At 69.0% G+C, this 11,925-nt stretch carries 10 protein-coding genes and 1 pseudogene; 7 read left to right on the forward strand and 4 right to left on the reverse strand.

The features are described 5' to 3' along the window. Positions 1-133 precede the first annotated feature (133 nt). The gene (locus ACIOKD_RS09720) at positions 134-805 is read left to right on the forward strand and encodes an enoyl-CoA hydratase-related protein (RefSeq protein WP_402080574.1); all 672 of its coding nucleotides are present in this window, start codon (positions 134-136) and stop codon (positions 803-805) included. Here the strand turns inward: ACIOKD_RS09720 and ACIOKD_RS09725 are convergent. Continuing rightward, the gene (locus ACIOKD_RS09725; RefSeq protein ID WP_402080576.1) at positions 789-1,124 is read right to left on the reverse strand and encodes an SDR family oxidoreductase; all 336 of its coding nucleotides are present in this window, start codon (positions 1,122-1,124) and stop codon (positions 789-791) included. The genes ACIOKD_RS09720 and ACIOKD_RS09725 overlap by 17 nt on opposite strands. A gap of 298 nt (positions 1,125-1,422) precedes the next feature. Here ACIOKD_RS09725 and ACIOKD_RS09730 point away from each other — a divergent pair, with 298 nt between their 5' ends. From ACIOKD_RS09730 to ACIOKD_RS09745, 4 genes and pseudogenes are all read left to right on the forward strand, one after another. Then, a complete protein-coding gene (locus tag ACIOKD_RS09730) occupies positions 1,423-2,094 on the forward strand; it encodes a glycoside hydrolase family 11 protein (RefSeq protein ID WP_402080578.1) in 672 nt (223 codons plus the stop codon). After that, positions 2,091-2,798, forward strand: a pseudogene (locus ACIOKD_RS09735) (polysaccharide deacetylase family protein); the annotation flags it as partial. The gene ACIOKD_RS09730 and the pseudogene ACIOKD_RS09735, both read left to right, overlap by 4 nt. A gap of 234 nt (positions 2,799-3,032) precedes the next feature. Then, the gene (locus ACIOKD_RS09740) at positions 3,033-3,761 is read left to right on the forward strand and encodes a restriction endonuclease (protein ID WP_402080581.1); all 729 of its coding nucleotides are present in this window, start codon (positions 3,033-3,035) and stop codon (positions 3,759-3,761) included. A gap of 210 nt (positions 3,762-3,971) precedes the next feature. After that, positions 3,972-4,421 (forward strand): spore-associated protein, encoded by a 450-nt coding sequence (locus tag ACIOKD_RS09745; protein ID WP_402080584.1) that lies wholly within the window; start codon positions 3,972-3,974, stop codon positions 4,419-4,421. 99 nt (positions 4,422-4,520) lie between these two features. Here the strand turns inward: ACIOKD_RS09745 and ACIOKD_RS09750 are convergent, their stop codons facing one another. The 3 genes from ACIOKD_RS09750 to brxD form a co-directional block, all read right to left on the reverse strand. Further along, positions 4,521-4,853, reverse strand: a complete 333-nt coding sequence (locus tag ACIOKD_RS09750) for a hypothetical protein (RefSeq protein WP_402080586.1) — start codon at positions 4,851-4,853, stop codon at positions 4,521-4,523. A 458-nt stretch (positions 4,854-5,311) separates the two neighbouring features. Beyond that, entirely contained in the window at positions 5,312-7,528 is a 2,217-nt protein-coding gene (locus ACIOKD_RS09755) for a DEAD/DEAH box helicase (protein WP_402080588.1), read from the reverse strand. Next, the gene (gene brxD / locus ACIOKD_RS09760; protein WP_402080590.1) at positions 7,528-8,877 is read right to left on the reverse strand and encodes a BREX system ATP-binding protein BrxD; all 1,350 of its coding nucleotides are present in this window, start codon (positions 8,875-8,877) and stop codon (positions 7,528-7,530) included. The genes ACIOKD_RS09755 and brxD overlap by 1 nt, the downstream gene beginning before the upstream one ends. A gap of 178 nt (positions 8,878-9,055) precedes the next feature. Between brxD and ACIOKD_RS09765 the strand changes: the two genes are divergently transcribed. Both ACIOKD_RS09765 and ACIOKD_RS09770 read left to right on the forward strand, forming a co-directional pair. Further along, positions 9,056-10,879, forward strand: coding sequence for a DUF262 domain-containing protein (locus ACIOKD_RS09765; protein WP_402080592.1), 1,824 nt, complete (start codon positions 9,056-9,058; stop codon positions 10,877-10,879). Further along, positions 10,876-11,922 carry a CBS domain-containing protein gene (locus ACIOKD_RS09770; protein WP_402080595.1) on the forward strand — a complete coding sequence of 349 codons (1,047 nt, stop codon included), beginning with the start codon at positions 10,876-10,878 and terminating at the stop codon, positions 11,920-11,922. The genes ACIOKD_RS09765 and ACIOKD_RS09770 overlap by 4 nt, the downstream gene beginning before the upstream one ends. The last annotated feature ends 3 nt before the right edge of the window (positions 11,923-11,925 follow it).

The following is an 11,925-nucleotide window of genomic DNA, read 5'->3' on the forward strand; positions in this document are numbered from 1 at the left end:
ACGGGGGCGGGGTGGAGACCGAAACCGGCCAGCGGGGACGAATGATTTCGACGGGGCGATCGGCCGCATCCATTGCACGCCCCGCGTGCCGCGCATTAAGTTACTCACAAGTAGCTACCGGTGAGGAGTCACCATGCCGACGCTCGACCGCCAGGACGACGTTTTCGTCCTCGACCTCGGAGACGGCGAGAACCGTTTCCACCCCGACTGGCTCGCCTCCGTCAACGCCGCGCTGGACGAGGTCGAGAAGGCGGAGGGGCCGCGCGCCCTGGTGACCGCCGCCACGGGCAAGTTCTACTCCAACGGCCTCGACCTGGACTGGCTGTTCGCCCACGCAGATCAGCAGGAGGACTATGTCGGCGGCGTCCAGGAGCTGTTCGCGCGGACGCTGTCCCTGCCGGTGATCACCGTGGCCGCCCTCCAGGGGCACACCTTCGCGGCCGGCGCGATGTTCTCCCTGGCCCACGACTTCCGCGTGATGCGGGCCGACCGCGGTTACTGGTGTCTGCCCGAAGCCGAGATCAACATCCCCTTCACTCCGGGCATGTCCGCGCTGATCCAGTCCCGGCTGCATCCGCGTACCGCACACGAGGCCATGCTCACCGCCCGCCGCTACGGAGGTGGCGACGCCCTCGACGCCGGGCTCGTGGACCACGCGGTGGCCGAGGACTCCGTACGCGCGAAGGCGGTGGAACTCGCCCAGGCACAGGCCGGCAAGGCCGGACCGACCCTCGGCACCATCAAGTCACGTATGTACGCACCCGTCCTGGACACCCTGCGCGCCAGGGTCAACCCCCTCGGCTGACCCCGAAACGGCGGCTTGCGGGTCCGCGGGTCTCGAACGGCGGACCAGCCGCTGCCCACGGCGAGGATGACAGGACGGCCCCGTTGATGTTGCCCGCGGCGCCGGAGGCCAGGAAGACGATGGCGGCGGCCTGTTCGTCCGCGGTCGCCGTACGGCCGATGTTGCCCAGGTGGCCCATGAGCACGGACGGCCCCTGCGCCTCCGCGTCCACGTCCACGTCGACCTGGATGCCCGTCACCGTGCCGCCCGGGGCGATCGCGTTCGTCCGCACTCCCTTGTCGCGGTACATGACGGCGAGGGACTTGGTGAGGCCGACCACGCATTGCTCTCTCGGCGCTGCCCTCTCGGCGTCGGCTTCACCGCCGCGCTTCGCTCCGTAAGTTCTTCGAAACATTCGAAGCCTCGACCTCCTGAATTTGATCTACATCGGGCCTACATCAGGCGCTCGGCGAGCCAGGGACGCCCGACAAAGCCTCTCACCAGGCAAGTAACCCTCGCGCGGCACCCCACTCAACACGAATGTTTCGCAATCATGGGCGAAACTGTTGACGCTTGACGGGGCCGGGTCAACACTGTTCGACCAAACCCGCCCCGTGGAAGACGGAGGGAACCCGCACATGAACCTCACACCCGCACAGCCGAGCCGCAGGCAGGCCTGCGCCATGCTGCTGGGCGCCGCGACCGCGCTCACGCTGCCCGGCACGGCCCACGCCGACACGGTCGTCACCACGAACCAGACCGGCACGAACAACGGCTACTACTACTCGTTCTGGACCGACGCGCAGGGCACGGTCTCCATGAACCTGGGCTCCGGCGGCAGCTACGGCACCACCTGGAGGAACACCGGCAACTTCGTCGCAGGCAAGGGCTGGAGCAACGGCAGCCGCAGGACCGTGACGTACTCCGGCGCCTTCAACCCGTCCGGCAACGCCTACCTGTGCCTCTACGGGTGGACGGCCAACCCGCTCGTGGAGTACTACATCGTCGACAACTGGGGCACCTACCGGCCCACGGGCACGTACAAGGGCACGGTCACCAGCGACGGCGGCACGTACGACATCTACCAGACGACGCGGTACAACGCCCCGTCCGTCGAAGGCACGAAGACCTTCAACCAGTACTGGAGCGTCCGGCAGTCGAAGAGGACCGGCGGCAGCATCACCACCGGCAACCACTTCGACGCCTGGGCGCGAGCCGGCATGCCTCTCGGCAGCTTCAACTACTACATGATCCTCGCGACCGAGGGTTACCAGAGCAGCGGCAGCTCAAGCATCACGGTGGCGGCATGAGCACCGGCACCCGGACGCGTCCCTGGACGACCGCACTGGCAGCCGTCGCGCTGACCGCCGCGGGCACGCTCACCGTCGGCGCCACCGACGCCGCCCCGGCACAAGCTGCCGCTGCTGACGACGCCGCCGCCGCCTGCAACGGATACGTCGGGCTGACCTTCGACGACGGCCCGTCCAACAGCACACCGGCCCTGCTCAACGCGCTCACCCAGAACGGACTGCGGGCCACGATGTTCAACCAGGGCCAGTACGCCGCCGCCAACCCGTCCCGGGTACAGGCCCAGGTCAACGCGGGTATGTGGGTCGGCAACCACAGCTACACCCACCCGCATCTGACCCAGCTCGGCCAGTCGCAGATCGACTCGGAGATCTCGCGGACCCAACAGGCGATCGCGGCCGCGGGCGGCGGTACGCCGAAACTGTTCCGGCCGCCGTACGGCGAGACCAACTCGACGGTGAGGGCGGTCGAGGCCAAGTACGGTCTGACCGAGATCATCTGGAACGTGGACTCGCAGGACTGGAACGGCGCGAGCACGGACGCCATCGTGCAGGCCGCCGGGCGGCTCGGCAACGGCCAGGTCATCCTCATGCACGACTGGTCCGCCAACACGCTCGCCGCGATCCCACGCATCGCGCAGGGCCTGACCGCCAGGGGCCTGTGCGCGGGAAGGATCTCCCCGCAGACCGGCCAAGCGGTGGCTCCCTGACACACCGCCAGGCGCCGGACACCATCTGTCGGATCTGCTCACGGCGACGGTCGGCCTGGTGTCGGCCGTCGCCGACGAGCAAGTGAGCCGGAGGGCGATCAGGCCGTGGCCGACTCGCGCTCTTCCCGCCCGCCGCCGCACTGCCCAGACTGCCCAACGGACCCAACGGACCCAACGGACCCAACGGGACGGCGGGACGGCGGAACGGCGGAACGGCGGGAGGGGACGGGGATGGCTGCTCGCAACCGGCAGAAGGCACAGGAACAGGCACGGGCACGGGCACGGACACGGGCACGGGCACGGGCACGGGTGAAGGCGGCCGTGATCAGCGGCAGTGTGCTGCTGGGCCTCCTCGCGTTGTCCTGGTCGGCCGTGTGGCCGTACGTCATGGCTGCCGTGCTCTTCGGTGGCATCGGGACGGTGGGCTGGTGGCTGTGGCGCACGGACCGGATCGTGCGCGCGCAGGACCGCCGCTGGCGTCGGAACGACGAGGTGGAGGCCGGGCGCCGGCCCCTCGCGGAGGTGGACGCCATGACCGGTACCCAGTTCGAGGAACTGGTCGCCGGTCTGTGCCGCCGCGACGGATGTACGGAGGTCCGGCGGGTGGGCGGTTCGCACGACAACGGCGCCGACGTCCTCGGGCGGCTTCCGGACGGCCGGACCATGGTGATCCAGTGCAAGCGGTACACGCCGAGCAGCACGATCGCGAGCCGCGAACTGCGCGATCTGCTGGGCGCCAAGGTGCACTTCCGGGCAGATCTGGCCGTCTTCGTGGCGACCACCCGCTTCAGCCGCCCTTCCGAGGAATTCGCGGTCGAGCACGGAATCCTCGCCGTGCACCGGGACCGCCTCGGACTCTGGAACAACGGAGTTCCGCTCGCCTCGCTGTGGGGCGTGAACGGCCGGGGCCAGGGGGACTCCCGCCACCGGGCGCGCTGGAGGCAGGCGTACGACACATGACCGACGGTAGGAAATATGGACAACTCCGGCCCGGTACTCGTCGATCGGATCCAGACAGACCGCCTCGGCGGCGAGGGTCGCGCATCGCAGTCCTCCCCGCGTCCGAACTATTCGACCATCATTGAAAGCTTTGCAGCACGTCATTGCAGGCACAGACACTGAACCCGCGATCCACAGATCTTGGACCGATGTGGACCAATAGGGGGAAGCATGAGATTGCACCGTTCCGTCCTGACCGCTGCCGCGTTCGCCGCCCTGGCGGTGGGAGCTACGACCGCGCTGGCGGCGCCCGCCTCGGCCGCGCCCAACACCACGCCGCAGAAGGTCTGCGGAAGTGCCTACAAGACCGTGAACTCGGCGGTCGTCGGCTCTCTGGGAACCGTCTACCTGACGTACAACGCCTCGAACGGCCAGAACTGTGTGGCGACCATCCGCAACAACCCGGGCGCCGCCGTGGACGTGTCCGCGTACGTCTACGTCCCCGACACCGACGAGGGCGCCGGCGACGGCGGCCTGTACACGTCGTACGCGGGACCGGCGTACGTGTACGGCAAGGGCCACTGCATCGACTGGGGCGGCGGCATCAGCAACGTGTACGTACAGATCACGGGCTCCAACTGCGCCCTCCTGAAGGAGAACCGGGTCACCTCCACCCACTGACCTTCTCCTCAGGCCTGCCGACCGCACACGCCTGTTCCGCGAAACCGCCGTCCCCGGATGCGTCCTGGGGCGGCGGCCCCCGACCACAACCGACTCCCGTCACCGATGACGAGGACGAGGACCAGGACGAAGACGAGGACGACGGCTGCGACTCCAGTCCAGGTCGTCCGGCGTCGGCTCGGTGCGCCAACGGGCCCGCAGAACACCGCCGTTGTCGGGCATGACGGCGGTCAACAGAGGCGCACGGTCATCCGCATAGAGGGACAGGAGCGCGGCGGCGCGGGCGCTGGACATCCGGGCGGTCAGCTCCGGGAACTGGTCCTCGTCGGCGACGGCACTGTTGATGTCGCCGTCCTCGTCCTGCCAGACGCCCTCGACGAGGCCTTCGGCGGGGAGGTCGTCTGGCAGGACAGCGTCGACGCCGGAGGACAAGGGCGGCCATACGGCAGACAGGCCCGGGAAGCCAGTCCGGCGCGAACCATGTCGACGCTGTCACAGGTAAGGAGGTGCCATCGGCAGGCACCTTGGACATACATCTCCGTACGGCCCGCACCAGCCCAAGCCCGACATCGAGCGTCACCTCCGCCCCGTCGTGGCAACGGGCCAAACCGCGGGAGCGGTGGGGATGCGCTTGTGTGGCTACCCTGACAGTTACGTACGGAGACACCTTCTACCTGGAGCGGTCTGGTCCAGGACGGGGCGTCGTCATTCTGGGTGTCAGACGATCCGCTCTATGCGCTCGCAGGCGTCTTCATCTGTCTCACGACGTCAGGTTGCAGGCCGGCCCCGGCGACGACGCCCTCGTGCTCCGGGTCCATCAGATGACGATGCGGTGTGGGCGGATACGGCACCTGGTGTCCGTCTGAAGCGGCCTTTACTGCTTTCCCGGTTCAGCCGTCGTACTGAAAGCGCGTCGGCTCGCCGAGCATTAGGCGAGCGCTCTCGAAGTCGGCCAGGCGGGCCGCCACCGTGGCCACGGCGAGGCGTTCCGGCAGAGCGGCGGAGAACTTCAGCCCGCGTACGGCCCGGCGGTCCACGTCGGGCAGGACGAGGTTCTCGCCGACGTTCTCACGGGCCGCACGCCATTCGGCCGGGGTAAGGTCCTCGCGCAGGCGCAGCCAGCTGTCGGTGGGCCGTTGCAGGGGGTCGGTGACCGACTGGAGGGTGGCCGCGAGGGTGGCGTTGGCGCGGTAGCCGGCCCAGGTCCACCAGCGGACGTCGGAGCCGACGCGCGTGATCAACGTGCCGCCCGGGTGGACCGTGTCAGGTGCGTCGGTCTCGCGCTGTTCGGTCAGGCACGCTTCCGCGCGCCGGGTGAGGGAGACCGGCGGGGTCGCGCCCAGCAGAACCTCGCGCATGGCGCGCGTCAGGGCGTACGACAGCCCGGTGACTCCGCCGTTCATCCACTTGGCGATTCCACCGCCGTCGGCCGGCTCGACGAAGACGCGTTTGCGCAGCCAGTCGATGTACGTGACCTGCCAGCTGCGTCCACCGAGCAGCAACCGCCTGGGGCCGGGGCGTTCCTCCGTGAGCACGCTCGGATCGGTGCGGCCGATCTCCGTGCGTCCGGACAGGACGGTGAACTGCGGAGGTGCGGTGAAGGACGCGGTGAGTTCGATGAAGTGCCGCTTACCGAAGCGGCGTTCCGCCTCGGGGCCGACGAACAGCATCCCGCCGTCGCTGTCGAGGAAGCCCTCCTCGGTGAGGAAGCGCAGGATGGGGGCGGCCGACTTGTCGAAGGGGGCGAGGCCGTTCCACTGCCGGTCCCACAACCGGTCGCCGAGCTTGTGCTGTTGCAGGGTGACGGCGAGCAGTTGCTGGGCCACCAGGTGACGCGGCTCGGGCGGCGGGACGACAGGTTCCACCCAGCCTCGCGACCACATCAGCAACAAGCCCGCTGCCTGGAGCAGCGTTTCCTTGCGGGTGGTCAGGAACAGGCAGTTGCGCACCGTGTCGGACCGCCGTCCGGTGCGTCCGATGCGTTGCAGGAACGAGGCGACGGAGGCCGGTGAGTCGACCTGGATGACGCGGTCGAGATCACCGACGTCGATGCCGAGTTCGAGGGTCGACGTGGAGACGATGACACAGTCGCGTGCTTCGGCGAACGCCTGCTCGGAGCGGGCGCGTTCGTCGACCGAGAGCGAGGCGTGGGACAGGAAGACGGCCACCTCGCGCGCCCTCAGCGCAGCGCCCAACTCCTCGACCTGGCGGCGCGAGTCGCAGAAGACGAGCCGCTTCTCCCCCCTGTGCAGCGCCGCGATGAGTTTGGCCGCGTTGTCGAGGGAACCGACGTAGTCGAGTTCCACTTCGCCGGCAGGCCTGCGGGACGGCTCGGGGCTCGCTCTGTCGTCGGCTCCACCGCCGTCGGTGGCCGACAGGTGAGTTCCGGGGGCGACCACCTGACCCGTGCGGCTGCCGACGCCCGCCCCTTGCAGCCAGTGCAGCAACTCGGCCGGGTTACCGACGGTCGCCGAGAGTCCGACCCGCTGGATGGGTCGTCCGGTGACCCGCTCCAACCGTTCGAGCACGGCGAGCAGGTGCCACCCCCGGTCATCCCCTGCGAACGCGTGCACTTCGTCGATGACGACGGCCCGGACGCTTCCCAACAGGCGGGCGTGGTCGGTCTTCACGCCGATCAGCATCGCTTCGAGCGACTCGGGCGTGGTCAGCAGGATGTCCGGCGCCTCGGCCCGGATGCGCTGCCGTTGCGATTCTTTGGTGTCGCCGTGCCAGAGCGCGGCCCGTCGCCCCAGCCACTGAGCGTACGCGTCGACACGGACGACCAGGTTATTGAGAAGTGCCTTGAGCGGACACAGATACAGCACGGAGGTGCCGGTCCATTTCTGCTCGGTCATCGCCGACAGCAGGGGGAAGCAGGCCGCTTCGGTCTTGCCCCCCGCGGTCGGAGCCAGCAGTACGGCGTCCTGCCCCTCCATGAGGGGCGTGATGGCAGCCCGTTGCAAGGGGCGCAGATCGGGCCAGCCGAGGGTGTTGACGATGTGGTGCAGGACGACGGGGTCGAGCCGGTCCAGGACGTCGACGCCCGCGTCACCCGCGTCACCCGCGTCACCCGGATCCTTCCCGGCCGGGAGTCCCGCGTCCGCCATCACAGCTCCAGGTCGATGTCATCGGCCGACGCGGAGTCCCCCGGGACGGTGGCGGCCAGGTTCCGTTCGACATCGGTGAGTTCGCTGCCGGAGACGGTGAGCCGGTAGTGCCGCCGGGGGTCGAAGTCGTCGAACTGGTCCACGCGGTCGAGTACGTCCCCGACGAGTTTCTTCAGGAACAGCCGGGGAGCCACCCCGACTTTCCCGCCCAGCGCCCCGCCGACGGCCACCGCGAGGTCTGCGACGTACGAGTCGTCGACGACCCTGCGCACGCGCTCGGGCACCTGCGCGGCATCGACGTACAGGTCACGGATGGTGCGGCCGAGTCCGACCAGGGACTCCTGGTCGAAGCCGGGAAGCCTGATCTGTACGGCGCGCGGGTTGTCGAAGCGCGGGTCGGTGGTGAAGTCGGTGGCCAGCCGCTGGGCGAGCGGGGCCAGACGCTGTACGCCCTGCTGACCTTCGTAGAAGGCCGGGGTGCCCGTGATGACCAGGTAGAGACCGGGGAAGCGGCCCGAGTGCACCTCGTCGATGAGCTGCCGCAGTGCGTTGAGTGCCTTGTCGCGGGCGTCCGAGCGGACCCGCTGCAAGGTCTCCACCTCGTCGAGGACGACGAACAGCCCGGTGTGCCCGGAGTCGCGCAGCACGGTGAGGAGCCCTTGCAGGAATCCGAGCGCACCGAAGTGGTCGAGGTCGCCGCGTACCCCGGCGGACCGGCGGGCGGAGGCCGCGACGTGCGGCTGGCCACCGAGCCACGCCAGGACGGCCGCGGCGGTCACCTCGTCGCCGTCCGCGAGGGCGGCCCGGTAACCCCGCAGAGCGGTGGCGAACGCCGGGGCATGCCGGGAGACCTCGGCGAGCCGGGCGACGAGCAGTTTCTCCACCTCGCCCGGAAGCTCCTTCTCGGTCGCGCCGGCCGCCAGAGCGTCCTCCTCCAGGGCGTAGAACCAGGCGTCGACCACCGGTCGCAACGCGCTGGGCGGGAAACTTGAGGTGGTGAGCCGTTCGGTGAGCCGCCGGTAGACGGTCTCCAGCCGATGCAGCGGCGTCTCGTTCTCCGAGACCTGGATCTCGGCGACGGCAAAGTTACGGCGCTTGGCCCGCTCCCCCAGCCAGCGGGTGAAGAAGGTCTTGCCGGACCCGTACTCGCCCCGCACGGCCTTGAACACGGAGCCGCCGGACGCCACGGCGTCCAGTTCCGCGTCCAGGGCCGCTTCGAACCGGTCGAGTCCGGTGGCCAGCAGGTCGAGTCCGCTGTCGGGTACGGCACCGCGCCGCAGCGCGTCGATGACGGTACGGCGGCGCGCGGCGCTCACCTGGGCGGGACGCTGGGATCCGGTGGTGCTCACGGGAGTCAGTCTCCCATTTCCACACCCACCTGTACGGGCATGGGGGACGGCGACGGCCAGGCCGCGCTCCCCGGACCGAGGTGGCGAGGCGGCCAGTTCGTTGAATCGGTTGACGGTCACCCGAAGACGCTGCTGGAATCACTCTCCGTACATAGGCGAGGGTGAGAGTGGGACGAACGTGGCGGCACTGGACAATGTGAAGTTGAAGGACGTACTCGCGGATGTGGCGTCAGGTTCCTTACAGTTGCCCGACTTCCAGCGGAACTGGAAGTGGGACGACGACCGGATCCGCGCCATCATCGCGACGGTGACGCTGGACTATCCGCTCGGCGTGGTGATGACGCTGCAGACCGGCGGCGCCACCCGCTTCCGCTCCCGGACGCTCACCGGAGCACACCCGGACGGGGATCCGGCCGCGGACCTGCTCCTGCTGGACGGGCAGCAGCGCCTCACCTCCCTTTTCCAGGCCCTGTGGCTGAACGCCCCGGTGAAGACCGCGGACGCTCGCAACAAGCCCATCGAGCGGTGGTACTACGTCGACATCGCGAAGGCCGTCGGCCCTTCCGCGGACCGCGACGAGGCCATCCTCTCCGTCCCGGCGGACAAGGTGCTCCGCACCGACTTCAACCGCACGGTGGTGCTGGATCTGAGCACCACGGACGGCGAGTGCGCGGCCGGTCTCTTCCCTCTGCACCTCGTCTTCGACGCCCAGCGCGTGAACCAGTGGATGATGTCGTACATCAAGGCGGACGAGGACCGGAACTGGGATCTGTGGGGCCAGTTCGACGAGTCGGTCCTCCAGCAGGTCCGCGCCTTCCAGGTTCCGATGATCCGGCTGGGTGCCTCCACCTCCATGGACGCCGTCTGCGCCGTGTTCGAGCGGGTCAACACGGGCGGTGTCCCCCTGAACGTCTTCGAACTGCTCACCGCGACCTATGCCGGGGACCCCGGGTACGTGGGCCCGACAGGGGACGGGGACTACTACCAACTCCCCCGAGCGTGGCGGGAGATCAAGCAGGGGCTGGCGGCCAAGTACCCGGTCTTCGGCCATCCGGACGGCAGCCTCGAGAAGGGCCTGAGCAGTATCGACTTCCTGCAGGCCATCGCTCTGGTGCGCACCTGGGAGCGGAAGCAGGCGGGTGTCGGGGCGACGGTGTCGTGCAAGCGCCGGGATCTGCTGGACCTCCCGCTGGCCGACTTCGTCCGGCTGGCGCCGAAACTCGCCGAGGCCTTCGCCTGGGTGGGCGACTTTCTGGAACGGCAGTGCATCGTCCACCCGAGGGATCTGCCGTACCAGACTCAGCTCGTCCCGCTCGCGGCCGTCCGCGCCATCCTCGACACGAGGCTGGACGGTCTGGGGGCGGAGGAGAGGACCGAGCAGTGGTTCTGGTGCGGGGTCCTCGGTGAGATGTACGGCGGCTCCACCGAGACCCGCTTCACCCGTGACGTCGAACAGTTCGTCCCCTGGATCTCTCGGGATGACCGGGCGCCCGACACCGTCACGGACGCCTTCTTCTTCGCCGACCGCCTCGACACCCTCACCACCCGCAACAGCGCCGCCTACAAGGGCATCTACGCCCTGCTGATCAAGCAGGGGGCGGTGGACTGGCACCACACGGACAGCCCGCTCAGCCCCGGCAGACTGGACGAGTACAGCGTGGACGTCCGGCAGGTCTTCCCCAAGACCTGGTTCCGACGGGGCAACGGTGAGGGCCTGCCCACGAACTCCATCGTGAACAAGACCCCGCTGTCCTACCGCGCGGCGATGGACATGACCGGGGCTCCTTCGTCCTATCTGTCCACCATGGTCGCGGCCTCCGACATGCGCCCCGAGTGGTTCGACGACGTCCTGGCCACCCACCTCATCGATCCGGAAGCGCTCCGCGACAACGACTACGAACGGTTCTACCGCGACCGTTCCAAGCAGTTGCAGGATCTCGTGCACGCCGCCATGGGGAAGAGGACCATGCTCCGTGATCTCGCGGAGGACGACGCCCGATGACGGCCACACCGAGCGGGCAGGACCTCGCCGCGCTCAAGGGCAGGACCGTCCCCGTGCAGGACATCCTCGACCTGTTCCAGGTCAGGGTCCGTGACCACCGGACGGTGCACCGCATCTCGCGAGCACTTACGGACGCCGGACTGACGACGCTGCCGGACTTCGCCGTGTGCGGCCAGCGCAGCAGCGTCGACGTGGTGCCGATCGCGTCCATCCCCGCCCAGCCCGCCCCCGCCGACGCGGAGGACGACGAGACGGAGGAGGCCCTGCCCTCGGCCGCCCTCCCGCAGCGTCTGCTGCTCGGGGACATCCCGTCGGCGCGGCGTGGCCTGGTCTGCGTCGGCCCCGGCACGCCCCTGCCGCAGACCACGTTCCTGATGCGCACCAAGGGCGTCGCACAGGTTCCGGTGACCACCGGTATGGCGCAGATCCACGGGGTGGTCACCTGGGGGTCCGTCGCCAAGATGTACGAGGCGGGCAAGCAGCCGACGCTGGACAACGCGATGGAGAAGGACTCTTTCCCCGTTACCGACACCCGCCAGGAGTTCTTCTCCGCCCTGCCGCTCATCCGCGAACACGGGTATCTCCTGGTGCGCGGCGACGACGGCTGCCTCTCGGGCATGGTCACCGCCGCGGACGTCACGGACCGCTTCGAGGGCGCGGCGCGGCCCTTCTTCATCGTCGGCGAGATCGAGTCCCTGCTGCGGCGCTGCCTGGGCGCGGCGCTGGACGAGGAGACGATCAAGGCCGTACAGACGAACAAGAAGCCCGAGCACCGCACCGGCCAGGTCTCCGACCTCATGTTCGGCGACTATTTGCGGCTCCTCGACGGCGAACAGCCGAAGACCTCGCTGGCCCAGGCCGCCGACGCCAACTGGGAGGCCCTGAAGTGGCCCAGCATGCCCAGGGAGCAGTTCATCGGCCGCCTGAAACGAGTGAAGGACATCCGCAACCGGATCGCCCACTTCGACGAGAAGCCGCTCCCGCGGGAACTGCTCGCCGAGCTGACGACGTTCGCGAAGCTGCTGCGGGCGTTCGCGGCCTGAGGC

Source organism: Streptomyces sp. NPDC087844 (genome assembly GCF_044742785.1).
Lineage (GTDB): Bacteria > Actinomycetota > Actinomycetes > Streptomycetales > Streptomycetaceae > Streptomyces.

Coding starts and splice junctions, on each gene's coding strand:
- ACIOKD_RS09720 (WP_402080574.1), top strand. CDS start 134: ATGCCGACGCTCGACCGCCAGGACGACGTTTTCGTCCTCGACCTCGGA.
- ACIOKD_RS09730 (WP_402080578.1), top strand. CDS start 1,423: ATGAACCTCACACCCGCACAGCCGAGCCGCAGGCAGGCCTGCGCCATG.
- ACIOKD_RS09740 (WP_402080581.1), top strand. CDS start 3,033: ATGGCTGCTCGCAACCGGCAGAAGGCACAGGAACAGGCACGGGCACGG.
- ACIOKD_RS09745 (WP_402080584.1), top strand. CDS start 3,972: ATGAGATTGCACCGTTCCGTCCTGACCGCTGCCGCGTTCGCCGCCCTG.
- ACIOKD_RS09755 (WP_402080588.1), bottom strand. CDS start 7,528: ATGGCGGACGCGGGACTCCCGGCCGGGAAGGATCCGGGTGACGCGGGT.
- ACIOKD_RS09770 (WP_402080595.1), top strand. CDS start 10,876: ATGACGGCCACACCGAGCGGGCAGGACCTCGCCGCGCTCAAGGGCAGG.